This is a genomic window from Scytonema sp. HK-05 (genome assembly GCF_963872035.1).
Classification (GTDB): Bacteria; Cyanobacteriota; Cyanobacteriia; order Cyanobacteriales; family Nostocaceae; genus Kalymmatonema.
Genome location: NZ_CAWMYC010000148.1, coordinates 1 through 25,475, shown reverse-complemented (window position 1 = coordinate 25,475; position 25,475 = coordinate 1). Strand labels below are relative to the sequence as shown.

Annotated in this window: 20 protein-coding genes; 3 read left to right on the top strand and 17 right to left on the bottom strand. The window is 46.2% G+C overall.

Features of this window, described 5'->3' with window-relative positions; genetic code table 11:
* Positions 1-2: 2 nt before the first annotated feature.
* Positions 3-176: a hypothetical protein gene (locus AACT52_RS34310; RefSeq protein WP_198941040.1), complete on the top strand. Its 174-nt coding sequence runs from the start codon at positions 3-5 to the stop codon at positions 174-176.
* A gap of 212 nt (positions 177-388) precedes the next feature.
* On the opposite strand, the gene AACT52_RS34305 is transcribed toward AACT52_RS34310, so the two are convergent.
* From AACT52_RS34305 to AACT52_RS34220, 17 genes are all read right to left on the bottom strand, one after another.
* Positions 389-541 (bottom strand): hypothetical protein, encoded by a 153-nt coding sequence (locus AACT52_RS34305; protein WP_198941039.1) that lies wholly within the window; start codon positions 539-541, stop codon positions 389-391.
* 180 nt (positions 542-721) lie between these two features.
* Positions 722-874 (bottom strand): hypothetical protein, encoded by a 153-nt coding sequence (locus tag AACT52_RS34300; protein WP_198941038.1) that lies wholly within the window; start codon positions 872-874, stop codon positions 722-724.
* Positions 875-975: 101 nt separating this feature from the next.
* The gene (locus AACT52_RS34295; RefSeq protein WP_073634915.1) at positions 976-1,827 is read right to left on the bottom strand and encodes a hypothetical protein; all 852 of its coding nucleotides are present in this window, start codon (positions 1,825-1,827) and stop codon (positions 976-978) included.
* A gap of 127 nt (positions 1,828-1,954) precedes the next feature.
* Positions 1,955-2,542: a thiamine pyrophosphate-binding protein gene (locus AACT52_RS34290; protein ID WP_083630711.1), complete on the bottom strand. Its 588-nt coding sequence runs from the start codon at positions 2,540-2,542 to the stop codon at positions 1,955-1,957.
* A gap of 1,542 nt (positions 2,543-4,084) precedes the next feature.
* Positions 4,085-4,309, bottom strand: a complete 225-nt coding sequence (locus AACT52_RS34280; RefSeq protein ID WP_073634913.1) for a hypothetical protein — start codon at positions 4,307-4,309, stop codon at positions 4,085-4,087.
* 1,110 nt (positions 4,310-5,419) lie between these two features.
* On the bottom strand, positions 5,420-5,767 hold the full coding sequence (locus AACT52_RS34275) for a hypothetical protein (protein WP_096549624.1): 348 nt from the start codon (positions 5,765-5,767) through the stop codon (positions 5,420-5,422).
* A 1,008-nt stretch (positions 5,768-6,775) separates the two neighbouring features.
* Entirely contained in the window at positions 6,776-9,535 is a 2,760-nt protein-coding gene (locus AACT52_RS34270) for an MGH1-like glycoside hydrolase domain-containing protein (protein WP_073634911.1), read from the bottom strand.
* Between the two features lie 134 nt (positions 9,536-9,669).
* Positions 9,670-10,437: a glucose 1-dehydrogenase gene (locus AACT52_RS34265; protein WP_073634910.1), complete on the bottom strand. Its 768-nt coding sequence runs from the start codon at positions 10,435-10,437 to the stop codon at positions 9,670-9,672.
* A gap of 103 nt (positions 10,438-10,540) precedes the next feature.
* A complete protein-coding gene (locus AACT52_RS34260; protein ID WP_073634909.1) occupies positions 10,541-11,122 on the bottom strand; it encodes a flavodoxin domain-containing protein in 582 nt (193 codons plus the stop codon).
* Between the two features lie 46 nt (positions 11,123-11,168).
* Positions 11,169-11,930: a 6-phosphogluconolactonase gene (pgl, locus tag AACT52_RS34255; protein WP_073634932.1), complete on the bottom strand. Its 762-nt coding sequence runs from the start codon at positions 11,928-11,930 to the stop codon at positions 11,169-11,171.
* A 27-nt stretch (positions 11,931-11,957) separates the two neighbouring features.
* The gene (locus AACT52_RS34250) at positions 11,958-12,878 is read right to left on the bottom strand and encodes a class I fructose-bisphosphate aldolase (RefSeq protein ID WP_073634908.1); all 921 of its coding nucleotides are present in this window, start codon (positions 12,876-12,878) and stop codon (positions 11,958-11,960) included.
* On the bottom strand, positions 12,875-13,807 hold the full coding sequence (locus AACT52_RS34245; protein WP_083630707.1) for a Cof-type HAD-IIB family hydrolase: 933 nt from the start codon (positions 13,805-13,807) through the stop codon (positions 12,875-12,877). Before AACT52_RS34245 ends, AACT52_RS34250 begins: the two co-directional genes overlap by 4 nt.
* On the bottom strand, positions 13,804-14,145 hold the full coding sequence (locus tag AACT52_RS34240; protein WP_233154138.1) for a glucokinase: 342 nt from the start codon (positions 14,143-14,145) through the stop codon (positions 13,804-13,806). Before AACT52_RS34240 ends, AACT52_RS34245 begins: the two co-directional genes overlap by 4 nt.
* Positions 14,146-14,568: 423 nt before the next feature.
* Positions 14,569-14,763 carry a hypothetical protein gene (locus AACT52_RS34235; protein WP_096549586.1) on the bottom strand — a complete coding sequence of 65 codons (195 nt, stop codon included), beginning with the start codon at positions 14,761-14,763 and terminating at the stop codon, positions 14,569-14,571.
* Positions 14,760-16,274 carry a glucose-6-phosphate dehydrogenase gene (zwf, locus tag AACT52_RS34230; RefSeq protein WP_096549585.1) on the bottom strand — a complete coding sequence of 505 codons (1,515 nt, stop codon included), beginning with the start codon at positions 16,272-16,274 and terminating at the stop codon, positions 14,760-14,762. Before zwf ends, AACT52_RS34235 begins: the two co-directional genes overlap by 4 nt.
* A 60-nt stretch (positions 16,275-16,334) precedes the next feature.
* A complete protein-coding gene (gene gnd, locus AACT52_RS34225) occupies positions 16,335-17,315 on the bottom strand; it encodes a phosphogluconate dehydrogenase (NAD(+)-dependent, decarboxylating) (protein ID WP_073634906.1) in 981 nt (326 codons plus the stop codon).
* Positions 17,316-17,414: 99 nt separating this feature from the next.
* Entirely contained in the window at positions 17,415-20,300 is a 2,886-nt protein-coding gene (locus tag AACT52_RS34220; RefSeq protein ID WP_073634930.1) for a bifunctional transaldolase/phosoglucose isomerase, read from the bottom strand.
* Between the two features lie 2,064 nt (positions 20,301-22,364).
* On the opposite strand from AACT52_RS34220, the gene AACT52_RS34215 reads away from it, so the two are divergent.
* Both AACT52_RS34215 and AACT52_RS34210 read left to right on the top strand, forming a co-directional pair.
* Positions 22,365-24,065, top strand: coding sequence for a multicopper oxidase family protein (locus tag AACT52_RS34215; RefSeq protein ID WP_233154137.1), 1,701 nt, complete (start codon positions 22,365-22,367; stop codon positions 24,063-24,065).
* A gap of 64 nt (positions 24,066-24,129) precedes the next feature.
* Entirely contained in the window at positions 24,130-25,137 is a 1,008-nt protein-coding gene (locus tag AACT52_RS34210; RefSeq protein ID WP_073634904.1) for a hypothetical protein, read from the top strand.
* Positions 25,138-25,475: the final 338 nt, after the last annotated feature.

Genomic DNA, 25,475 nt, shown 5'->3' with positions numbered 1-25,475 from the left:
TAATGATGAATACAACAATTGCAATCGAACAACAGCAGTCTTTCAACCAGGATTTCACCACCCGTCTGAGCCAAAACAGCTTCTCAATTTCAAACGACATCGAACTTGATTTGAAAAGCATTTTGGTTCAAGAATTTGAGCAAGGATTGCCAAACGACCTTGAATCACTGGTTTAAAACAACTTCAAAAAGGACGTAATACCTACTTAGCGAATTGATAGTGATTTGAAGCATAGGGCAAGCAAGATGCCCGCCCTACAAGTTCATTTCAATTCGCTACGTTTTTCTGCAAAGTTGTACTAAGTAATTAACCAAACTTGATATTAGACATTCAGGAATATTGACTGTTAAATCAAGCCTGATCCATTAAAGAGATAGATAAGCGGAATCTATACAACATGGTTGTCAAGGTCGTTTGGCAATCCTTGCGCGAATTCCTTGATCATGATGCTTTCCAACTCAAACTCCATGTCATTCAAAATTTCAAAGTTGCTCTCAATCAGGCTGGTAATAGAGTAGTAATGATTTAAAGATTGTGGCATTTTCTTCTCCTTGTCGTTGTTTCAAGTAGTACTGTTAAGGGTGTCTGAGAAAAGTTGTCTTTGCTTTTTACGTTTTTCTGCAAAGTTGTACTCAGTAATGAATCGAGCTTGATATTAGACATTCAGGAATATTGACTGTTAAATCAAGCCTGATCCATTCAACGGACAGATAAGCGGAATCTATACAACATGGTTGTCGAGGTCGTTTGGCAATCCTTGCACCAATTCCTTGACCATGATGCTTTCCAACTCAAACTCCATGTCATTCAAAATTTCAAAGTTGCTTTCAATCAGGCTGCTAATAGAGTAGTAATAATTTAAAGATTGTGGCATTTTCTTCTCCTTGTCGTTGTTTCAAGTAGTACTGTTAAGGGTATCTGAGAAAAGTTGTCTTTGCTTTTGCGGTAAATACGTGAGCAGTTGATATTAGGGTTTCAGTTGTGGTTCTTTGTATGCTCTAGTGGTTTCAATACATACTCAAGTTCCTCCTCTGATATGTAGTTTTCCTTAGGTGGGCTGAAGCACAGCAGTGCAGTTTCGTAACAGGCAGCGGCGACGCGGGTACGCTCCTGGAGAGCAAGCCCCGCAACCATTGCAATCGTTTCCTCCACATGCTTCATATCAGCACCCACACCACTGTGTACGCGCAGGCAACGGGTGGCATCAGCAGTGTCTGGTGGTAGCTGAGCCTTTACCTTCTGGATGTAGTCCTCTCCTCTGCATATTGCTAGGCGTTCGCTCGTATAGCAATAGCCAACACAACCAATCGGATCGGTCGCGTACACACTTTGGGTGAAATAATCCACCAAAGTCTTTGCAGCAGGAGGGAAGAGCGCTTTTACGACAGCCTCAGCGTCATATCCCATCGACTGGATATCAAGCAGCGCGAGACGGTCGTGACCGGCTTCCTCTGTGGCTTTCTCTGCAGCCCACTGCGCCAAACTCTCGCGACCTGTTGCAGCAAAGCGTGAGAGCGCTTCCTCCATCAGTGCCTTTGTAGGGTGGCACAGATGGTAAGAACCTGCAAGTCGCCATACCCAACGCGTACGGGTTAAGGCAGGTGGTTTGCGCTTGGACTTCACAGTCTTCCACGCATATGCTACAGCCCCATCTAAAAGCTTTCGGGTTTTAGCTACGCTGTCTGCATCTATCTTCTTTGGGGCGAAGCGATCCCCGGTCTCTGCAACTGTAGGTTGATATACCCAATTGCGCTTGCCAGCCTTTACCACTACTTCGTCAGCCACAAAACCCGCTGATTGAGTATCAATTAAAAAGTCATTACGCATGGTTCGTTTCCTCGCTTGTGGTTGCTAGAGAATGAGAGAAAGTCACTCGTGGAAAAATTCTTCTTGCTTCAACTTGCCCATATACCAGTGGGGTTACTCAGATGAACTACGAAGCCATCCAGCTATGCTAGACCGAGGGCGAGCTAGAGAGAAATCTCACCGGAGTTGCTCGTTGCACTTGTTGAGTGCTAACATAATTGAATAGCGATCCCCAATGTAAAAACATCTGCATTGGCGATTGTGTAGGCGATGGTTTCCCGGTTAAGGCGATCGCGCTCTCCGGAATTGTTGTGGTAAGCACCACCACAAGCCGACCAGTCGCAAAATACCCCTGACAAGCTGCAAAAGCTGCTCTAGCTTTATGATGAAAGTGCAGTACGCGTATGAAACCGTGTTTCAGTGCCTGCCGCAGAAGTGCAATTGCACCTTCGCAGACACCAAACGCATATTGCACTCCCATATCCTCCAACATCTTGACCAGTGTCTCGGCTACCAAGACTGGTGTGCATTGCTGGCAAAGCAGGATATCCAACGGGCGATTTGAATGGACATCCGCAGGAGGCGAGCAGATTCCAGTTGACTTAGATGGAGAAAAAATCGAAGAGTCAGATGAATACTTTCGGTGCTTGGAATGATTTGGCGTGAATGAAACAAGGGTGTCTCGTTCTAACTTTTCAGTCGTGTTCCTGTAATTACGATGATCTGTAGCACTCATAATTGGTAAAGTAGATGCACATAGGTTGACAATTAGCCATACTTGTGTTGCTATAGGGCATCCGCAAGAAAGGCAATTGAACGCAGCGGCGGTGGTCGCGAGTGGTTCAACATATTAATGGTCACAGATGGCGATTGCACAGATGCCAGAGCAAGTTAGGCGATCGCTATAAATCTCATTAACATCTGACATATCATTGACAGATTCGATGTCATTATCAAGAAGCTTCAAAGTTAGCAAAGCTGAATAGGCCGTAGTTCACCAAAGTTTGCTGCCTTAAGTAGCCGCGTTAAACACCTCAGATTTTGCACATTTTGCGGCGGCTACATTACTCTAAGATACATACAGCGCTTTACATCTAAATAGGAGTACAGCTCTCCCCAATCCGAACCAAGGGATCGGGAAGGGTGCGCAACAGTGCTGCTGGGGTATCTCTGTAGTTTACTAACTTGGTATTTGATGTATGTATGTTAATGCAAAACTAGGGGGGTTTGTCAACTCTATAATGTATGTTCATAGCAAAATGCAAAGTAAATAGGATTTATGCATCGATATAGATTTGATTCTGTGTCTTAGACCTACCTGAAAAAGTGAAGGTTAGTTAACTTTGCTGAGATTTCCCCTATATTCTTCATAAGTGTAAGCAAAATCTACTTATGCACTTGAGGGATAGAAATAGTTTTTTTGCCAGCAAACCGCTCACAAACTGGACGTCTCACAACTACCTAAATAGGATTGATGCATTGACATACATCTAGTTTTGTGTATTAGATTTACTTGAAAAACTGAAAGCCAGTTAAGTTTGGTGAGATTTCCCCTATATTCTTCATAGGTGTGACCAAAATCTACTTATGCACTTGAGGGATGGAAATAGTTTTTTTGCCAGCAAACCGCTCACAAACTGGACGTCTCACAACTACGCAACAGTGCTGCTTGGCGCATGGAAACGACAAGATGTTTGCAAAGTGCGTAAGTTCTAGAAAAATTACTCCTGATCATGTTTTGCTCTTACAGCAGTTTTCAATTGGGTAGAACACAGGTTGGCTTGTAGGGGCACTTAGCCTTGCTGTGCCTTTACCATGTGGTTTGTAGTTTATGCAATTGAGAAGCGCTGTAAGGAATTCCAAATTAAAAAATATCCAACTTTTTCTTGTCACAAGTGGCATTAAGCGCCCGTCTTAGAAACTTGGCGGACAAGGATGCCCACCCCATACAAGATTGGATAATTTATTTGTTGGAAATCCCTTAAACGCAACACGCAACTTATCCCTAGTAGGTGCTTTGTTCGTTTAAAAGCTCTGTTGGTATGTAAGTTTTAAAGTCCTTTAGCACAAAAGTACTTTAGGCAGAAAGTACTTTTTCAGGGTCTAAAATACTTATTAAAACTCGTTGATTACTGCTCAAAAGCTGTTAAGCCCTAAGGATTCTCCAACAGATTCCTACATTTTCAGCCAATACTCTAAAAGTTATACATCGCATTCTAAAGTCTTGGCGCTAGAACACGCTTAATATCTTAAAGGAAATTTCTTATTGCAGCTAAATTCAGGACAATGCAATATGCACTGCAACTGCCCAACTGCCCTTGTCGTTCTGATTGGGTAATATGAATTCCAAAGTACCCTTTAATTGCAACGTTGGCGACAAAAGCATAGCGAGTGACACATTTGGCCAATCATCAACTATACTCTGTTGAAGTCGCTGTCGGGTAACAGACTCAATCTGTGATGGCAAGAGAGAATGTCCAGGCAAAGCGGAAGAATTAGACATGATGCACCCTTCTTTTGTATGAAGTAGTCCTAAATGTGTCAGGGTATATAGCAGCAAGTCATTGATAAACAACTCACTCCAATACGATTTTTCAAACCTTTTAGAGACGTTTGAGTTCATCTGCTTAAATCACAAAGACTTTGATGACTTCATATTTTATACCTCGATACAACTGCTTTTTTAAATAGCTCGATCTACAACTGATTGCAGATATGCACTACAAACTAAATTCCGTAAGCAAGCCATAAACAATGTAGCTATAAAAACATCAATGAAAAGTTATTTAAACTTTTTTTAATTTTTTCTAGCCCATTGTTAGCTTGATCCTACTACATTTTTACAACTTTAGACATATCCACAAAATTTTTTATTTTGCTGTGTAACCTAGATTCTGCCAATACCCTTCAATTCCAATTTATTTTTTCGCTTTATTCCCTGAAATTGCAAGTGATTCAAAAGTACAGGTATTTGACCTCTATCTATAGACAGGTATAATTTGTGTAGTCCCAAATTTCTAACCTGAGGAAGAAAAGCGGTATTTTGAATGTGGATTTGGTATTACAGGTTGGCTCAACTCTTGATGAGTCTGGTAAGACAAACATTGCTCTGTTCAGGCAATTGAAAATTTAAATAGCAAAATAAATTGCATTTTAAATTTTCTTTTATTGCTCATGGTCGTTTTAGTGGACTGAAGTTCTCTGTTACTAACTATTTCAAGTCTGTAAACTTTTGTCTATTAAAGATCCATAATTTAAAGACAAATTTAACAGCAATAGGCATTGATGTGCTGAAAGTCTTATTTTGTTCTTATATTCTTCACCTGGAACTGTCGCATCAGGTATTTTCCGATTTTTGAAAAGCTGAGAGTCTTTAATTATAACCGCGATAGGATGCTCAATGGGACTACCACAAGTGTAATTTTTTTATAAATGGAGACATTTTGGCAAAATAGTCGTAATACCAATGCTGTATGAAGATGCGCCCCCTTAAGACCCCCCCTGTAGTCCCCCCGATGCCTTGGGCAGAGGAGAGTGCCGGGGGTAAATATATTGCAGCTTCACAAAGAAACGGTATAAGCATTCAGGTGGGCCACCTTCTATAGAAATTTAATTAAAGCGGCAAATACCCACAAGTACAATCACCCATTTCTATCCATTGCTTGATGAGCATATATAAGACAGAACGTATCGTGACTCGTTTCTGAGTGCAGAGCATTTTGAACTGAAGCTTTAAAGATTTTGGGACGTATCCTTTAACATCCTCAGACTCTTGGTTAGACAAATCAACAAAAGATTCGGTAATAGGGGCATCTGCTTGTATCCATTGCCTAATCAAATCCTCCAACACCTCACTCATCTCCAATTCTTTCTGTACACAGATAACCTTGAACCGAAGCTTTAAAGTTTTCGGTATGGCTCCCTTAACAACTACAATTTCGTCACTATCTTTCTTAGCCACAAACTTATAAATTCTGGTATAGTAGTCCATTAAGAATAAGAAATTTGCCTTACTATTATAAATAGCAATTGTAGATGATTCGGTAAGCTGAGAAATTCAGTTTTTTGAAGAAACCGGGTTTGTGAAAGCAAGATTTCTTACAACTTCAATCAAATTGCTATAGTTCATTGCTTCTTCGTTGACAAAACTAAGCTAATGTGGTTATAAGTTACATATCTGTTGTTAAGACGGTTAGCGGTTAGTCGTTTAAATCCTGATATCTTGTACCAAAAAAAGTTAAGGTAACTGACCAGAAAGAAAAAGGTACAAGCCCCCAACTTATGGTATGGAAAAAGAAAAAACGTATTTCATCGAGTAGGCGCAAGCGTCTACGGCGTCCGCTGACTCAAGCCCCTAAATTTATTTATGGGGTTCTTACTTTTGACTTTTGACTTTTGACTTCCCCGTTCGCGTAGCGTGCCCGAAGGGCTTAGGGGCTGACCTCTCCCCCTACCCCTCTCCTACAAGGAGAGGGGATAATTTGCTCGAGGGTAAGCACATCTAAATTAGACTTGACAAAATTATTGGTTAATGGATAAACGAGAAAGTCAGGATTTATTCTTTGATTAATTTTCACGCATGTGAAGGCGATCAGCTAATCATCGTCAATAAGCAAACGTTAATGCAATTATTTTGGGCTTTATTGACACTTAGGTATTCTTATCGACAAGATGCACTTACCCTGTAATTTGCTCCCCCTTGCCTCGTAGGAAAGAGGGCTGGGGGGTTAGGTTTTTAATTCGCCAACAGTGTCCGTAGGTAAGCACTGCACACCCTACAAATTGAGCTTTCTAGTAATTCGCCAACAACATCCTTCAATTTGGAGATTGTTGACCTCCTGTGCTTGTTGACCATGTCTTGTTTTTCCCAACACTCCTGTTTATTAAATGATCCAATTTAGTATTATGCACTCTGAAAATTTTGACAACTAAAGAACGTTAACTTAAGGCGAAACTTAAACAGCGGTTTTCATGCTATCGAACCAACAGGGGAAAGCGTAGCGTTACCCTTGCCAACTTTTACCAAAGCATTGTCAGTTTTTGGAACAAAACCATGTTCTCCCCCATATTCTGCATACTGCTGAATGAGTTTTGCCACTAAACCTGTCCACCCCGTTTGATGGCTAGCACCAATTCCGGCACCGTTATCGCCATGAAAATACTCATTGAAAAGAATCAGATCGCACCAATGAGGGTTTGTTTGGAACGTTTCTGTACCGCCATAAACAGGTCGCCGACCAGATGGTTCTTGTAAGAAAATCCGAGTCAGCCTTTGAGATAACTCAGCTGCAACTTCCCAAAGTGTCATCATTTGACCAGAACCAGTCGGACATTCCACTTTGAAATCGTCGCCTAAGTAATGATGAAATTTTTGGAGTGACTCGATGATCAGATAATTTATGGGAAACCAAATCGGTCCACGCCAGTTGGAATTACCACCAAACAGACTGGTGCTGGATTCAGCGGGTTCGTAATCCACCCGGTATTCTTGACCATCTATTGCAAGAATGTAGGGATGGGACGCATGAAATTTAGAAACAGCGCGGATACCATAGGGACTTAAGAATTCTGTCTCATCTAGCATTTTTTGCAGGATGCGGCGGAGTTTATCTCGATAGGCGATCGCTAGCAGTCTTCTGGCACCAACACCAGGTGTTTCCATACAAGCGACATTTCGGCTCAAGTCAGGACGATTGCGAATAAACCACTCCATCCGCCGTCTAAAGCCTGGTAACGTCTTCAAATCTTCCGGTTCCAAAGTGGTAACGGCAAACAGTGGAGATAACCCTACTATCGAGCGCACTTTCATGGGACAATGGCGACCATCGGGCAAATGCAGCGCATCGTAGTAAAAACCATCAGCTTCATCCCATAAAGCAATTTCTTCCTCGCCAATGCCGTCTATAGCATCAGCAATGTAAAGGAAATGTTCAAAAAACTTGCTAGCAATATCTTCATAAGTTGAATTGTCTTTTGCCAGTTCCAGTGCGATCGCCAGCATATTCAGACAATACATCCCCATCCAGCTGGTGCCATCCGCCTGATTAATGTGTCCACCTGTGGGAAGTTCAGCACTTCTGTCAAAAACACCGATATTGTCCAATCCTAGGAAGCCGCCCTGAAAAACATTGTTTCCTTCTACATCCTTCCGATTCACCCACCAAGTAAAATTGAGCAGTAACTTCTGAAACACACGTTCCAAAAAATCTTTATCAGCGCGACCATATATTTTTCTTTCTATTTGATAAATACGCATCGCAGCCCAAGCGTGAACAGGTGGGTTGACATCGCCAAAAGCCCATTCATACGCTGGAATTTGACCGTTAGGGTGCATGTACCACTCCCGCGTCAGTACATCTAATTGGTACTTGGCAAAATCTGGGTCAATCATTGCGAGTGGGATCAGATGAAACGCCAAATCCCAAGCTGCAAACCAAGGGTATTCCCACTTGTCCGGCATAGAGAGAATATCATCATTAAACATATGAATCCACTCATGATTTCTGCCGCGCTTGCGTTCGGGTGGTGGCGGTGGGTTCCCTGGATCGCCTTTAAGCCATTCTTCAACTACGTAGTAATAGAATTGCTTACTCCACAGCATACCAGCAAATGCCTGTCGTTGCACATTCCGCATATCCTCAGATATCTGGAAGGGACAGATGCGGTGATAAAATTCATCTGCTTCTGAGATACGATTTTGAAAAATTGTCTCAAACTCAGCACCAAACGGTTCCACATCTTCTTGTGTCCCCTCTTGATAAGGGGGAGTATCGCTTAACCGCAATTGCACTATTTTAGTTTCGCCTGCACCGATTGACAATTCATAATAGGCTGAGGTTTTGGTGCCGATCAGATTCGGATTGACAGCTTCTTTTCGACCATGTACCACATAATCGTTAATTCCATCTTTAACGTACCCAGAAGCGTTCTTCACCCCAAATAATCTTTCATAGTTAGTTTCATTTTCTGTAAATAGCAGTTGGGTTGCACCATCACAGTAAAGCCATCTATCTCCTAGCGTTGGATGCGAAGCTTCTATGATGCTTAAGTCAGTGTCAGATTTGAAAACCTTTAGAAAAGGCTTTTCTTTACTGGTATCCCAAGACCAGGTATTCCGAAACCAAAGAGTCGGCAAAAGATACAGCGTTTTTGCTTCTGGTCCCCTGTTAATAATACTGACTTTAATTAAAATATCTTCAGGTGAATTCTTCGCATACTCTACAATGACATCAAAATAGCGGTCATCACTAAACACACCCGTATCAAGCAATTCAAACTCACAGGCTTTGCGACCTCTGTTGCGATTTTCTTCAACTAATTGAGCATAGGGGAAAGCAGCTTGAGGATATTTGTAAAGATACTTCATGTAGGAATGCGTGGGGGTATTGTCCAGATAGAAGTAGTATTCTTTAACATCTTCCCCATGATTGCCTTCACTTCCTGTTAAGCCAAACATTCTCTCTTTGAGAATGGCATCCTCACCATTCCACAGAGCAATGGCAAAACAAAGTCGTTGGTGGTTATCTGAAATTCCGGCAATGCCATCCTCTCCCCACCGATAAGCGCGGGATCGGGCTTGATCATGGGTGAAGTAGTCCCAAGCTTCCCCAGTCGCGCTGTAATCTTCTCGCACTGTTCCCCACTGTCGTTCACTTAAATAAGGACCCCACCGCTTCCAGTACTCTGTGCGATCGCGAGCCGCTGCCAATCTTGCTTCTTCTTGAGTCATAATTTTCTTTCTAGATAATACAGCATATTGCAAGTAAATGAAGTATAACGTTGTTGTTTAAAAGTCGGACAGAAAGCCCTTTTTACTTCCGACTTCTGACTTCTGACCCCTAAATTCTGCTGTATCTAATCACATTACTGTTCTTGATAATTCCAGAGCAAACCACCATCCACAAAGAAGGTTGTACCTGTCACATAATCAGCATCAGAGGAGGCTAGGAAAGCAACTACTGAAGCCACATCTTGCGGCTTGCCTAAGCGACCCAATGGGATATTCTTGAGTAAAGCATCCAGCTTCTCTGGATCGTTTAAAAGCTTGGTATTGATAGGGGTCTCAATCGCTCCTGGTGCGACGGAGTTGATCGTTATTCCAAAAGGTCCTAGCTCAATAGCCAGGTTGCGCGTCATCATTTTGACGCCACCTTTGCTAGCACAGTAAGAAGTAAAGTGTGGGAAAGGGAGTTCTTCATGGACTGAACTGATGTTAATAATCTTTCCAGTCCGTTTGGTCTCAATTAAGTGCTGGACGAAGGTTTGAGTTACAAAAAACACACCTTTTAAGTTGACATTAAGCACTGCGTCATAATCTGCTTCTGATACTGACCAAAAATCAGCGTTCTTTTCAATGCCAGCGTTATTCACTAAGATATCTAGTTTACCGAAGTGTTGGATACCCGACTCAATCAACTGGCGGACTTCGCTTACTACACCCAAGTCTGCCTTAACAATGAAGCCAGAGCGTCCTGTGGCTTCTACTTTGGCTAGCGTTTCCTCGGCACCCTCCCGATGGCTGCGGTAGTCAATCACGATGTCTGCACCTTCTTGGGCGAGACGCGCTGCAATGGCTTGACCGATTCCTTGGCTGCTGCCGGTTACTAAAGCGACTTTACCTTCAAGTTTCAATGGTATTCTCCTTTTAAAGTAATGTGATGTCTGGGCGGGCGGGGACGCCCACTCCACAAGATGAATAATTTATTTCTTGGAAATCCCTTAGTGTGGGAGGATGTCACGCTAAAACTGGAGTTGGCTTGGCAAACAAATCGTGACCTTTAAGAACAGAAGCGATTCTAGATACATTTGCGCCGTGGTGCCTTGCAGCTTCCAGTCTCTCGTCCGTCACGCCTGTTTGGTCCATCTTTTCCCCAGCAGAACGTCCGTAAGGTCCCCACTGAAGTCCTGCCAAGTAGTAGCCTGGGGTATTTTTGGGAAGAGGCACCAGCACCATCCCCAGCTCAGCAAGGTTATTTAGCAGAGCCAGCATCGTGAGTTCAGATCCACCTCCAGCGTTTCCATAGCCACTGCCGGTTGCGAATATAGCACCAACTTTGCCAACCATGCTATCTTTCATCCAAAGCCGACCGCACACTGTATCGATAAATTTTTTGACACGCCAATCGGGGCTTCCCATGTGAACAGGCGTCCCAACAATAAGTGCGTCACTGGCAATTAAGTCATCTTTTGTGGCATCTTCCGCTAATTTAACAGAGACTTGAGTATCGGGGACTGACATAGCTCCTGACGCGATCGCCTCAGCCATCTTCCTTGTATTACCATAGTCTGTTGCATACACTATTAATACGTTAGCCATTTTTTATCTCCTTAGTTTTGTTTAGAGGTGAAATGAAATTCCCTATCTATGCCTGCTTCTGTAAGAGGCGGGCTGCCGCCTGGTCTACCAACCATAACAGCGTCCCTTGTTTTGGACGGATAATTTGAGCGGGAAAGCGATCAGGCTCAGGATTGCCCTCCAAAACTGCTTGCAATGCTTCGGCCTTTTCTGCCCCACTAACGAGAAAGATCGTGCATAGGGCATTATTTAGCACTGGTGGTGTCAGGGTAACTCGGTACGTATTCTGCTTTTCTACCCAGGGAGCAGCGACGAGATGTGTTTGTTCGTGGATAGCATTGGTTCCTGGGAATAGGGAGGCGGTGTGTCCATCCGGTCCCATTCCCAAAAGCACTAAGTCAAAGCGCGGCCACTTCCCCTCGTGCAACTCAAAGAAATCCCGTAATACTTGCTCATACTCGTCTGCTGCTTTACCAACGTCTGGATTTTCAGTTAAGATCCGGTGTACGTTTTCTGGTGGAACAGGCACTTGAGATAGCAGGCGCTGTTGCACCATGCGGTAGTTACTATCGGGATGGTCTGGTGGGACATGGCGCTCATCACCCCAGAAAAAGTGAACTTTGTTCCAGGGCACTTGTTCTCGAAACGATGCGGTATTGCTAGCTAATAACGTGTAAAGACTTTTGGGTGTCGAGCCGCCAGCTAGGGCAATGGTAAAAACCCCTCGTGCTTGTACCGCTTCTTCAGCCCGGTGGACAAATTCCTCTGCAGCTTTTAAGCTAAGCTCTTCAGTGTTTGTGACAACTTGGACGTCAAATACTGATAACATGGCCCGTCCTTTCATGGGTGTGAGAGACTAAAGAACTTCTCTGTAAATCTCCATGATGCTGTTGAGCAGCCGCAGCGCATCAGACTTGGGCCGCTGGAACGAGTTGCGTCCGATAATCGAGCCAAACCCACCGCCATAGTGAATAGAGCGGATCTCATCAAGTATTGTTTCATCGCTTTCGGTTGGACCACCAGAGAAGATGACAATACGCCGTCCATTGAAGGTACACTGTACCACGTGACGCACTCGCTCTGTTAACGTTCCAATTGGAATTTGCTCTTTTTCGTAAACTTTGCGTGCCGCCTCTTGCTCGATATGTGCAGTCGGCAGCTTCACTTTGATGATATGTGCGCCTAGCTGGGCGGCAATCTGTGCAGAATAACCAATGACATCAATCGCGGTTTCACCCTTTTTGCTCAAACCGGACCCACGAGCGTAAGCCCAAATGACCACCACCAAGCCACAGCGCTTGGCTTCCTCAGCGTAGGCGCGGATCTGCTGATACATCTCCATCCGATGTGCTGAGCCAGGGTAGATAGTAAAGCCAATGCCCACACACCCCAAGCGTAACGCATCTGCCACGCTACCAGTCAAAGCCTGGTTTGGGTCTTGCTCATCGAAGAGGACATCGTGGTCGTTGACTTTGAGGAGTAAGGGGATCTCACCAGCAAACTCCCGCGCCCCTGCTTCCAAAAAACCTAAAGGAGCAGCATAGGCATTACAGCCAGCCTCGATTGCCAGTTCAAAGTGATAGCGAGGGTCGTAAGCAGGTGAGTTAAAACCAAAACTACGCGCTGGTCCGTGTTCAAAGCCTTGATCCACTGGCAGGATCACCAGTTTGCCAGTGCCTGCAAGTTTGCCGTGGTTGAGGAGTCGGGACAGGTTGGTCAGCGTCCCTGGATTGTCGCTGCCGTACCAGCTTAAGATTTCTTGCACGTGTTTGTTCATCTTGTTTCTTCCATCTGATAAACTGCGCTGGGGGCGTGAGCCGAACTTTGGCTGACCAAAATGTAGCGTTCTACTGCATTAGCGAAGCCTTCATCTTCGTTGGAGGTAGTCACATATTTGGCGCTGTGTTGCACCTCCAGGCTAGCGTTGCCCATTGCGATGCTCAGACCGCTTTTGGAGAACATTGGTACATCGTTAGGCATATCCCCGATGGTTGCAATCTCTTGAGTGGGAATTGCCAGCATTTGTGAGAGCCGCTCGACCACAAACCCTTTGTTAGCGCGTGGGTGCGTTACGTCCAGGTAATAGGGCTGGGAGCGAGCAGCAGAAACCTGCTCCCCACCACTTGAACTCGCTCCAGCCTGACAGCAAACCTGTTCTCTAAACTCCCGCTGGGTGTCAGCTTCGCACCGCGCCACTGCCTCTAGGTCGTCGCTAACGCCAACAATCTTTGCCACGTTGTCAAGTAAGTTATCAAATGTTGGCACAACTGTTGGCGGGAACTTGATCGTCCATTCTTCGCGGTCAACGTGGGAGGCGTGGCGATCGCGCACAAACCAGTCGCGATCGCTGTAGAGCCAAACGTCAAGACCATAGGAATCAATAATCTCAATAACGCGCTTGGCGATCGGCGCACTCAGAAGATTCTGCTCAATGATTGAGAAATCTGGACGTAGGAAGACCGCACCGTTGAAAGCGGCAATGGGTGCTGTTAAGGCGAGATCGTCGATGAGTGTTTTCATACCTCGGGGCGGACGCCCGCTCGTGATTGTGAAGGCGATATCTGCCGTACGCAACTTAGACACCGCATTTCCAGCTGCCTCAGTGAGCACTTTCTGTTTGGTGACCAGAGTGCCGTCCACGTCGGCAACCAGCAGAGAGACTTTCGGTGGCGTTAACCAGTTTTTTTTGTTGCTTATTATACTCACAATTTATGCCCTCTTATAGCTGACAAATTGGTCTGTGTCGGTGCAACTTGGGTGTCGGCAACCCGAAGCGCTGCTAGGCGCTGCGCCGCTTTGTCATTGACGATGACACGCACTGGTATTGCTTCCAGCAACGACTGGAGACAACCTTTAGCTGTAAACGCTTCTATGAAGGTTGAGTTCTTCAACTTCTCAATAATTTTGGGTGCAATGCCACTGTCGGTAAACACTCCCCCAGTCGCCATCCATTTCAGCACCAGGTTGCCTGCCTCTGCACCGTAGAGAGAAACAAACAGATCCAGTGCCTGCTTGCAGAGAGCGCACTTTCCTATTGGTGTCAACTTAAGGTGAAAGCGCTCGTTTGCAATGCTTTGAGAGATTGCCTTGTTCCCAGTCAGAGACTCGGAATACCATTGGGAGACTCTGCCTGCTTTAAAAGCGGCAGAGCCGCTTCAAGGGCATTTCCAGGTGAAACCTGGAAACGAGATTAAAGACAGGGTTTTGGCTTAAATTGACACCAATGGCACTTTCCTGCCAAAGCTACTTGAGCAATGACCGTAGTCGGGTGCTGATGACGTAGTTCCTCTGTGAAGTACCCACCACTAATCGGAGTACCAAATCAGTAATGTAACTTTATTGTACTACTTTTTACCTAGCCTGGCTTTATACGGATAGATGCAAGATATGAGCCTCTGACTAGCAAAAAATACATTTCACTTAAATCTCTGAAAGCCTTGTTACATAAGCATTATACAAACTCTTTTTTAGGAGCAGGGACACAGGCGGCTGTAGCCACGTGCTACGAATGGAACAAACAAGTTAAATCCTCTTCCCTTCTGGCTTCTACCCTCTGCTTTCTGCCTTATTTCTTGAAAGATAATGGGTCTCAAACGTCCGCCTTCAGCCTGGAAGAATATTAGGATTGTCTTTGTGCCGCCAATGTCACCTGTTAGAATCATGGATCAATCCTCCGCCACTGCCGCCCATCGCGCTCTAGCAAGTCGAAAGCTTCTTTCGGGCCCCAGGTACCTGCTGCATAGTTGGGGAAACTACGAGGAGGTAAGGCTTTCCAGACATCCAGAATTGGTGTTACCACACTCCACCCAAGTTCAACGTTGTCGGCTCGCTGGAATAGGGTGGCGTCGCCAATCATGCAGTCGTAGAGTAGCGTTTCATAGCCAGTATTTGGGTGAGTGCCAAAGTAGTCAGCGTACTCAAAATCCATTTGTACCGCACCCATGCGTACGGAAGGACCAGGAACTTTAGCACCAAACTGCACACTGATACCTTCATTGGGCTGGATGCGTAAAACCAGAAAATTCGGTGTCAGTTGCTCGACGGGTGTCTGACGGAACAGTAAAAACGGGACGTGCTTGAACTGAATGGCAATTTCAGTCACGCGACTAGGTAGAGCTTTACCAGTCCGCAGATAAAACGGCACATCAGCCCAGCGCCAGTTGTCGAGCATCAGCTTCAGCGCTACAAAGGTTTCAGTACCAGAATCAGGAGCAACACGTGACTCAGTGCGGTAAGCAGGCACTGATGAGCCTTTCACCATGCCTGCGCCATACTGTCCGCGTACAGTCTGGGTAAGAACTTCTTCTGGGGTCAGCGGTTGGATTGCCCGCAGCAATTTAGACTTCTCATCCCGGACTGCATCGGCTTCAAACGAAAGGGGCGGTTCCATCGCCATCAGCGCCAGCAACTGGAACATGTGGTTTTGCACCATGTCCCGCAATGCACCTGCTCCTTCATAGTAGCCGCCCCTGCTTTCTACACCAACACTCTCGGCAACCGTAATTTGCACGTGGTCAATGTAACGGCGGTTCCAGACTGGCTCAAATAGGCCATTACCGAATCGAAAGACCAAAATGTTCTGCACCGTCTCTTTACCAAGGTAGTGATCGATGCGGTAAATTTGGCTTTCTTTCAGCACGCTACTGATATTTTTATTGAGAGCGCGAGCCGAATCAAAGTCATGCCCAAAGGGCTTCTCGATAATCACTCGCCGCCAAATATCTGCTTCTTCACGAGCCAGCCCAGCAGTCCCAAGTTGCCACATAATATCGTTAAAGAAGTTGGGCGCTGTTGCTAGATAGTATAGGTAATTGCCGCGCGTGCCGCATTCCTGATCCACAGTAGCCAGTAGCTGCTGCAACTGCTCATAAGTGCTGGGGTCTTGAAAATCACCCGACAGATAGTAGAGCCCTTTTTCAAACGAATCCCAAAGCTGTGGATCGACTGAGCTGGTCGCAAATTCATGAATATCCCGACTCATTTTCTGGCGGAAGTCATCGGTGCTCATTTGAGCACGAGCCACTCCCACAACGGCAAATTCTTTAGGTAACAGGTTGCTTTGCACTAAGTTGTAGAGAGCCGGAATGAGTTTGCGCTTGGTCAGATCTCCAGCAGCTCCGAAAATTACCATTACGCAGGGATCACCGGGTCGATTTAACCGTTCATCAGTCATGTTCATTGTTTTGCCCCGTCATGGCTTTATCTTTCTTAATGCCCAGTGTCAACACGCTTCTCATGTGCCTTTTTGCTCTATGTGCCCGCCAAACTTTTGCCGCATCGCTGACAGAACCTTCTCGCCAAAGGTGTGCTCCTGGCGCGAGCGGAAGCGGGTATAGAGTGACGCGGACAGCACATCGGCAGGCACGGCTGACTCTATCGCTGCCATAATTGTCCAGCGCCCTTCGCCAGAGTCCTGCACAAAGCCTGTATAATTGGAAAGAGTTGGGTTTTCGGCTAGAGCCATCGCTGTTAAGTCTAGTAGCCAGGAGCCTACAACACTGCCCCGACGCCAAACTTCAGCAATGTCTGCTACATTAAGGTCATAGCGATAAGCCTCGGACAGTTCCTGCGAGTTGGCATTACGGAAGATATCGAAGCCTTCGGCGTAGGCTTGCATCAGGGCATACTCAATCCCGTTGTGAACCATCTTGACAAAATGTCCGGCACCGTTTGGACCACAGTGCAGGTAACCAGCCTCAGCAGTGCTGCTCAGTTTTTCCCGTCCCGGCGTACGGGAGATGTCACCTTGTCCGGGAGCAATCGTCTTGAAAATCGGATCTAGATGTTCAACAATCCCTTTTTCACCACCAATCATTAGGCAGTAACCTCGCTCCAATCCCCATACTCCGCCGCTGGTTCCCACATCAACATAGTTGATGCCCATATCTTGGAGAAGCTTAGCACGGCGCACATCATCTTTGTAGTAGGAATTGCCGCCATCGATAATGATGTCACCTGGCTCCATCTTCTGTGCTAGCTCCATGACTATTTGCTCTGTTGCGTCACCGGCTGGCACCATTACCCAAGCTACACGAGGTTTAGTCAATTGATTGACGAAATCGTCCAGGGAAGTCGTCCCTTGTGCCCCTTCACTTTCTAACTGCTTCACTTTGTCAGGGGTCCGATTGTATACGACACACTCGTGTCCGTCCCGTAGCAGACGCCGGACTATATTTGCGCCCATGCGCCCCAGACCACACATACCTAGTTGCATATTATTTCTCCTTCAGATCGCTGAATTACAGCTGTTTGCAATTTAAATAGATCACATTGTAATGAAAGTGCATGCACTTTCATTACAGGAATTTAAATTTTAGGTATGTGGTTCATTTACTTGAAAACTGCTGTAGAGCAAAACTTGCTTGATTGCTGTTTGTAAGGTGGCTAAACCTGCGTGTACATCCGAACCCAGATGGACTCGCAAAGCGCGTCGCTCCCGCTGTGCCAATACCTGGAAATCGCCGCGTGCCTGAGCTGCTTTGACGACACCAAAGGTGTATTTCTGTCCGGGCACAGGCAAATCGATTGTCGAATCGCAGGTAATTTGCAAAAAGACACCCGTATTCGGTCCACCCTTATAAGCTTGCCCTGTGGAGTGTAAAAAGCGGGGACCGAAGCCCAAACAAGTTGCTACTTGCTTGGCATCGCGGACAGCTTGCCGGATTGCTTGTAGTTGCGCCTGGTGCTGGTCGTTCATCTCAACATAAGCCAGCAGGGCAAAGTAATCACCAACTTGGATGCGGTCGAGGTGCGCCCGCAAATAACTCACCAGTGAGGGTTCGCCTGCCGCTTCAAAGAGTTCTGCCGTATTTTTCTGGTCGGTGAACAACTGGATACCGTTTTCTGCTAAAATTGGCATTTCTGCTGGGAGTACACCCGTTTGTTCATACTCGGACGTCAATTGCCGTGTGGCGATTTTGCTTGCTTCCACATCCGGTTGGTTGAACGCATTGATTCCGATGATCGAACCAGCAACAGCAGTGGCAATTTCCCACCGGAAAAACTCTTGACCTAATTGGTAGGGGTCTTGTATCAGAATGCGTACTATCGGTTGCCCTGCCTGTTCTAAGGTATCTACCGCTGCATCCTGGTCTGCATCTGGGGCTGTCTCCAGCCTAACGTAGACAAACAAGCGATCGCTACCGTACACCTCTGGTTTCCCCAAGGCTTCTTGGTCAATGGGAATCAGTCCCTTGCCGTCCTTGCCCGTTGACTCGGCCAGCAACTGCTCCAACCACGCGCCCAAATCTGAGATACCCGGCGAGGTAATGAGGGTGATTTTGTCCCGACCCGCTTTAGCAAGCACCCCCAGAATTGTTCCTAGAACGACACCTGGATTATCTGTGGCTGGGACGGTTGCAGCGCAAGAGTGTACCATTTCCTCAGTATAGTCGAGGAACTTCGCGACATCCACGCCCATAATCGCTGCAGGAACCAGACCGAAATGTGACAGCGCCGAGTATCTGCCGCCGATACTGGGTAAGCCAAAGAAAATATCACGGAAGTTGTCGCCAAGAGCCACCTGCTGCAGTTTCGAGCCGGGGTCGGTGATGGCAATGAAGCGTTTACCTGCTTCTTCAGCACCAAGGAGTTGCTGTACCTGGTCGAAGAAATACTGCTTGAAGATGTTTGGCTCTAGGGTGCCGCCCGACTTACTAGACACGATGAACAAGGTCTTGGTAAGATCCACTTTACTCTCGACCGCCTTAATTTGGTCTGGATCTGTCGAATCCAGCACGTGTAGTTCAGGGTAGCCCAGCACTCTGCCGAAGGTGAGCTTCATCACTTCAGGGCACAGGCTAGAACCGCCCATTCCTAGTAGTAGTGCGTGTTCAAAATCTGTACTCCTAACTTCTTCAGCAAGTTTTTTCAGGTGGTCAATGTGCGCCAGTTGGTCTTCAGTAATACCAAGCCAACCGAGCCAACGGTTCTCATCTCTACCAGTCCAAAGCGAAGCGTCCTGTGCCCACAGCCGCCGCACCTTGCCGTTAACAAGCCAATCTTTGAGGGATGCTTGGACGCTCTTGGCGAGGTCATCTGGCAGAGAATAAGTTTGCCGATCTAGGTCTGTGCCTAGCACCGCTTCACGCTTTTTCTCCACGACACTTAACAACTTGTCAAACGCTTCAATGAATAGCTGTACCCCTTCGGTCAATAACTGCTTTGTGACATCCTGCATTGAGATGTTGACCCGAGAGAGGGTTTCCATTATGTCGTGCGCTTCTTCCAGATGCTCTTTCAAGCTGGCACGTAGCTGTCCGCGATGGCGAAATGCGTCAAACGTTGTTGGAGGAATCGTGTTCACTGTATCTGAACCGATGAGTTCTTCCACGTAAATTACGTCGCGGTACAAGGGGTTCTTCGTGCTGGTGCTGGCCCATAAGAGTCGTTGCGTTTGTGCGCCCTTATCCGCTAACGCTTGCCACTGGGCGCTCTGATAGATTTCCTGGTAGCGTTGATAAGTCAGCTTAGCATTGGCAATAGCAACTTTGCCGAGGATGGTGCGTAAGGACGCCTGCTCACTGGCACTGGTAGCTGTCTTAATGCGGGCAGTGGCGATCGCATCAATCGCAGTATCAATGCGGCTGATGAAGAAGCTGGCGACGCTGGCCACCTTACTCACGTCCCCACCTTGCGCTGCAAACGCTTCTAAACCACTGATGTAAGCATCTGCGACTCGCTCGTAGGTTTCCTGAGAGAATAGCAGCGTGACGTTAACGTTGATGCCCTCGCTAATAAGTTGCTTGATGGCAGGGATACCTGCAGGCGTTGCGGGCACTTTAATCATTACGTTTGAGCGAAAGACCACTTGCCAAAGTCGCCGCGCCTCCGTGAGCGTGCCTTGCGTGTCGTGAGCAAGGTACGGTGATACTTCCAAGCTAACGTAGCCGTCACGCTTTTTCGTTTGCTCATAAACAGGTCGCAATACATCAGCAGCTTCTTGAATATCGCTTATCGCCAATTGCTCATAGAGCGACATGGTGTCCATGTCTTGCTGCTGCTCAAGTGCAATGAGTGCATCATTGTAGTCAGTGCTGCCAGCAATAGCTTTCTCGAAAATGGCAGGGTTGGACGTGACACCACGCAACCCATCCTCATCCACCAAGCGTTGCAATTCACCACTAGTAATCAGGCTGCGCCGAATGTAGTCTAGCCAGACAGACTGCCCGTAATTCTGCAGCGTTTGCAAAGGGTTCATGGTTGCGTTTTTAAAAGCATTGATTAACGTTACTTGCATTACACGTTCTCTACACGTTTTGCTAGTTACGGTGTCTTCCGCAGCAACAACCTTTAACGGGGGTGAAGCCACAGTTGCTCTGGAGTTCCTTCAAAGCCGAGACCCGAAGCTATACATCCAATGCACGAGTTACTGTTGCCAATATACTGGTTTTCACCTTTAGTTAAGGTTTGTTCGACACAGCCAAGGCGGTACTGGGAAGGATAACTCTGTATTAAAGTTTCTAGCTTTAAAAAAGTTTTTACCAGCCAAAATCGCTAAGTTAAGGACAAACTTAAATTCTGCTGTAAATTTTATCGTAACTACTTAGTGGAACGTAGCCGTGTTAAGTTGTTGTGCATCCAGGGCAAACGCATCTAAATAGAGCAGATATATAAATAATCGGTTTGTTGCTTGTCCTTCATCCTTTGATTTACATACGATAGCCCTCTGTGTACTGTCCCAAAAGAGCGATCGCCAACTTCATGTAGAAGCCTTATATTATAACTCTTAATAAATAATAATACGAATTCTGTGTGAATATGAGCCAAACTACGTCAAACTATTAGGTGGGTGTATTTGGTACTTTTGTTATGAGTCATCCATTTCAAATCGAGATATTAGAAAGCCAAGAAGAGCTCGAGAAAGCGCTGAGATATGCGACAAGCGGTGATCTGTAAAGAAAAAGTGCAAATGTTCTCGTGGCTCAAGAGTGGTCAAGTGACAAGCAGGCGATTGCGCGCAGCGCAGTGCCCCTGGGGCAATCGCTAGCAGAACGTTTAGGACGTGATCAAGCAACTATCAGTAGACCGAAAACTTTTGTAAGTTGACGAAAGAATAAGGCTTTGGGGCGACGTTTCTAGGACTGACCAGAGCGATCGCTTGCTTCAGCAGGAGAACTGATCGACAACCTTATTACTCAAAAAGTAGATTATACGGGCATTCTGGCGGATTGTATACACTCCGTCAAATGAACGGATGGTAAGCCTTCTAGAAATCTTTTCGGTCTACTGACTATCACTCGTTGGTTACCAAAGTACAAGGATTACGAATATCTTCTGCACACGAGTGAAACCATGATATGTGCCGCTATAACGCATTTAAATCAGTGAACAGCTACCTACGCAGTGACGCTTTCTCGGTCTGGTGGGGGATTTAAACCCGCCACCAAGGCTCTCTGGTGCTTTTGGTGTGGTATTTCCCTCAACGATAAAACTGATAACTGATAACTGGTAACTCTTAAGATGCACATTTTAGAACGCCCCTATAGCAAGGCTTTCAGAAAGTCGAGAATGCAGGTGCATCTTTCATTTGTTGTGAGGGAGTTTAATACTTTTGAATGCGTGACTTTTGACTTTTGACTTCCCCCTCGTGGGGCGCTCACATCTTGCAGCTAACCGTATAAGTCCGTACAAACCAAAAATATGTGCGATAAAGCTACATTATTTTTCTTGGCTTTTCTCGCTAAATAAAGGGCTTTTGGTTTCACACTAAGTGATAAAGTTCCATCATTTTTTTTTGTGCAAGATGTAAGGTAACTGTTAATGTTACGTCGATGAACCCGTAATCATCGTTGCTCAACTGCTTAAGATTTTATTTTATAAATACGCTCTAAGTATCTAGTGCCGAGCGAATCTCGGCTCGGTTTATTGATAAGAGAAAAACTTAAGGTTTTCTCTAATATGTCGATCTTCAATGGACAAGACCTCCGTTAAATAGGCAGAATCAACGAAGTTTCACAGCAAAAGAGTTTGGAGCTAAATGACAATGGATCATAGCTGTGTTTGATAACTTGATCGCTCCCAATACAAACGGTAAAAAGTTTTCAGTCATACGCACGCAGCGTACACTCACGTGAGGGATAACAACTATAAGCAACTTGTGTTAAATGATACATATAGCTTTTGAGAATACGATAATCCTAAAAGAGGATACAACTATCCCTTTATTGAGCAATACCATAAATCAAGTCCAAACGAACTTGCGTGAGCTTATTTTACGTATTTATCTAATCGAAAAGTAGCAATGTTTACTAGAAGGCAATTGATGATAGCAAGTGCAGGGTTGGGAGCAGCATTTCTCGTTCCTGCAATGTTTAAGGCGAAGAAAACCTATGCAGCCTTGCCGCAGATATCAAAATTTACCGAGACTCTGCCCATTCCGTTCCCGAGTGCGGCACCCAGCATCTTGACGATAGCATCGAGTTCACACTCGTTCCACAGCAACCTGGAAGCAGGTCCCACGTGTGGCTACGGTGGGGCTTCCTACCTTGGCCCTACTATTGAGGTTACTCGGGGCACGCCGCTTAGGCTCACCGTGGAAAACAAACTCGGGCCCCACCCACTGCCGCTCGACACGAGCTTGCACGGCGTGCTGGAGTCCGACAGAACCAGCCCACGGGTGGCCTTGCACCTGCATGGCAGCAACACCGAACCACAAAGCGACGGTTACCCGGAGGACACATTTACGCCGGGACAGTCCTATGTATACAACTTCAACAACAATCAGGAAGCAGCGACGCTGTGGTACCACGACCATGCGCTCGGTATCACCGGTCAGAACGTGATGGCTGGACTCGCCGCGTTCTACCTGCTCAGGGACATCGATGATCCTGCGGGTGGCAATGGACCACTCGGTATTCCCGCTGGGGCTCCGTATGAGATACCGCTGGTGCTGCAAGACCGGACATTCAACCCTGATGGCTCAATATACCACCCCGAACATTGGGAAGCGGAGTTTCTTGGTAACGTCGCTACCGTCAACGGCAAGGCGTGGCCGAACCTCAATGTTGACCGCACTGTGTACCGATTCCGGATCATTAACGGCTCAAGTTCCCGAACCTACAATCTTAAGCTGTCGTCAAATCAGCCAATCATTCAAATCGGTACCGATGGGGGGATGCTCAACGCTCCCGTGCAACTGTCGAAGTTGCTGCTGTCTCCTGGCGAGCGGGCTGACGTGCTTATTGACTTCTCTAGAAACCTGCCAGGAGACAAGATCGTTTTGGAAAATGAGGCTATTGCGCCATATCCGGAAGGTAGAGCCAACACGGTATTAGGTAGTGTTTTACTGCCCGAAATCATGCAGTTCACGATGAACGCGGGCGCTGCCGCTCCTAAAGTCATTCCCCAGACACTGCGAGTCAATAAACCACTCATAACACCGATTGCTACTACGCCAGTGCGGCAGCGGTTCCTGACGCTAGTGGAGATATCGAGCCCAACCGGACCGCTTGCAGTACTGCTCAACTACGTCTACTGGGATGAGGCGCTCAACGACCCGATGCTGATGGAGCGGCCGAAGGTGGACACCGTGGAGCAGTGGAATATCATTAACCTTCAGCCGGTTGCCCACCCGATGCACTTGCATCTGGTCCTGTTCCAGATCCTCAATCGGCAAAAGATCGATACAAGCCAGTACATGAAGGCATACCTTGCCACCGGCCCTCGCACGGTAATCACACACCACGTACGCGGTGGACCGACGGTGCCAGCTGGCTACCCGCCCCCCGACCCCACCCCTTTTGCAATTGGTCCCGCGAGACAGCCAGCGCCAAACGAAGCCGGGTGGAAGGATACGGTCTTAGTCAACCCGGGCGAGGTCATTCGCCTCATCGTCCCGTTTGGTGCCCAAGCTGCGGAGAACCTGCCCTTCGGCAACTCGTTCACCGGGCGCTACGTGTGGCACTGCCACATGATCGATCACGAGGACAACGAGATGATGCTGCCCTTCGAGGTAGTACCGTAGCCCCTACCACAAGCACGTCAGAGCCACAAAAAACATTAAACATGTAGTTTCCATCGTAACTCTCATGACAGAAAATTCCTCTTTATCTCAACTTGCTTCTACAGCAACTGAGAATGAACCTAATAACTCTTTCACTACCAGACAATATCTACCATCTGGTATTAGTACTGTATATGGACAACTAGAGAGCGGTGACCTTGACTTTTTAACCATCTCAGGTCTTGATTCCGGAAGCTTATTTAACGTAGAGGTCAATTCAGACACATTTGATCCAATTCTGGGGTTGCTTGATAATTCTGGTGATATCCTAGTAATAAGCGATGACAGCGCTGACAATAGTGTTATACCCATACTCACCGGAATAGTACCAGCAAATGGCAGTCTGAATTTTGCAGTGTCTGGCTTTAAGGACGACACCTTTGCAGGTAACCATTTTCAATCTGGTTCCTATACACTGTCATTAAAGTCATTTACTTTACCCGAATCCTCTGTTAACCCAACAATCATCAACGGTAGCTTTGAAACCGATGATTTTACTGGATGGACAACAATAGGCTCTACAAGTATTGAGACATCGGCATTTGGCACCTGCCCAACTGAGGGAACTTTCCAGGCTTTATTGTCAACTGGGGGTGCCACATTTTCTGACGCAATTATAGAAACGTTCTTAGGGTTAGAAGCTGGAAGCTTGGATAATCTTGGCAATGGGGACGTTACTCAAGGCTCAGCTATTCGACAAACATTCACGGCGAACGCTGGAGACATTTTGACTGTCGATTGGAATTTTCTTACGAATGAGGGGGCACAAGTGTTCCCTCATAACGATTTTTCCTTCGTCTCAATCAGTTCCCAGTCAGAATTGGCTGATACGACGTTCTCATCATCCGTAACTTCTTTGACGACACAGTTTTTTGAAGAGACTGGCTTCCAAACTTTTTCCTTCACAATACCGACTACCGGAACATACACTTTGGGACTCGGAGTTGCAGATGTGGGAGATGATAGTATTGATTCTGGATTATTAATTGACAATGTTACACTCATCTCTGTCTCTGATCCTGTTCTGTATTAGGCCTAGTGAGAGTAAAGCTGCAACCTTTACAAACTTGTCCAAAACTCCTACTATGTCTAGCTTTTGCCCTTCGTATTTTCTGAGGTTTGGCAGTTAGACATCTGTGAAAACAGCCAATACCTTTCTGTAACTGATTTACAGAAGGTGAACGCATCCATGTAACATTAGCTCACATCTTGCACCAAGAAAAATTGATGTAAATGAATAACTCAGTATTAAACTAAAACCCTTAATTTAGCGATAAAAGCTAACAAAAATCAGGTAGCCTTATTGCGTATCTTTTGTAAGGATTCAGGTAGCGGGGTATTGACAAAGGGGATGCTTGAGGTGGAGTATCG

Bases quoted from the DNA above. Each gene is read 5' to 3' on its own strand.
- AACT52_RS34310 (WP_198941040.1), top strand. From the start codon at position 3: ATGATGAATACAACAATTGCAATCGAACAACAGCAGTCTTTCAACCAG.
- AACT52_RS34305 (WP_198941039.1), bottom strand. From the start codon at position 541: ATGCCACAATCTTTAAATCATTACTACTCTATTACCAGCCTGATTGAG.
- AACT52_RS34300 (WP_198941038.1), bottom strand. From the start codon at position 874: ATGCCACAATCTTTAAATTATTACTACTCTATTAGCAGCCTGATTGAA.
- AACT52_RS34295 (WP_073634915.1), bottom strand. From the start codon at position 1,827: ATGCGTAATGACTTTTTAATTGATACTCAATCAGCGGGTTTTGTGGCT.
- AACT52_RS34290 (WP_083630711.1), bottom strand. From the start codon at position 2,542: ATGAGTGCTACAGATCATCGTAATTACAGGAACACGACTGAAAAGTTA.
- AACT52_RS34280 (WP_073634913.1), bottom strand. From the start codon at position 4,309: ATGTCTAATTCTTCCGCTTTGCCTGGACATTCTCTCTTGCCATCACAG.
- AACT52_RS34270 (WP_073634911.1), bottom strand. From the start codon at position 9,535: ATGACTCAAGAAGAAGCAAGATTGGCAGCGGCTCGCGATCGCACAGAG.
- AACT52_RS34260 (WP_073634909.1), bottom strand. From the start codon at position 11,122: ATGGCTAACGTATTAATAGTGTATGCAACAGACTATGGTAATACAAGG.
- pgl (WP_073634932.1), bottom strand. From the start codon at position 11,930: ATGTTATCAGTATTTGACGTCCAAGTTGTCACAAACACTGAAGAGCTT.
- AACT52_RS34250 (WP_073634908.1), bottom strand. From the start codon at position 12,878: ATGAACAAACACGTGCAAGAAATCTTAAGCTGGTACGGCAGCGACAAT.
- AACT52_RS34235 (WP_096549586.1), bottom strand. From the start codon at position 14,763: ATGATTCTAACAGGTGACATTGGCGGCACAAAGACAATCCTAATATTC.
- zwf (WP_096549585.1), bottom strand. From the start codon at position 16,274: ATGACTGATGAACGGTTAAATCGACCCGGTGATCCCTGCGTAATGGTA.
- gnd (WP_073634906.1), bottom strand. From the start codon at position 17,315: ATGCAACTAGGTATGTGTGGTCTGGGGCGCATGGGCGCAAATATAGTC.
- AACT52_RS34220 (WP_073634930.1), bottom strand. From the start codon at position 20,300: ATGAACCCTTTGCAAACGCTGCAGAATTACGGGCAGTCTGTCTGGCTA.
- AACT52_RS34215 (WP_233154137.1), top strand. From the start codon at position 22,365: ATGATAGCAAGTGCAGGGTTGGGAGCAGCATTTCTCGTTCCTGCAATG.
- AACT52_RS34210 (WP_073634904.1), top strand. From the start codon at position 24,130: ATGACAGAAAATTCCTCTTTATCTCAACTTGCTTCTACAGCAACTGAG.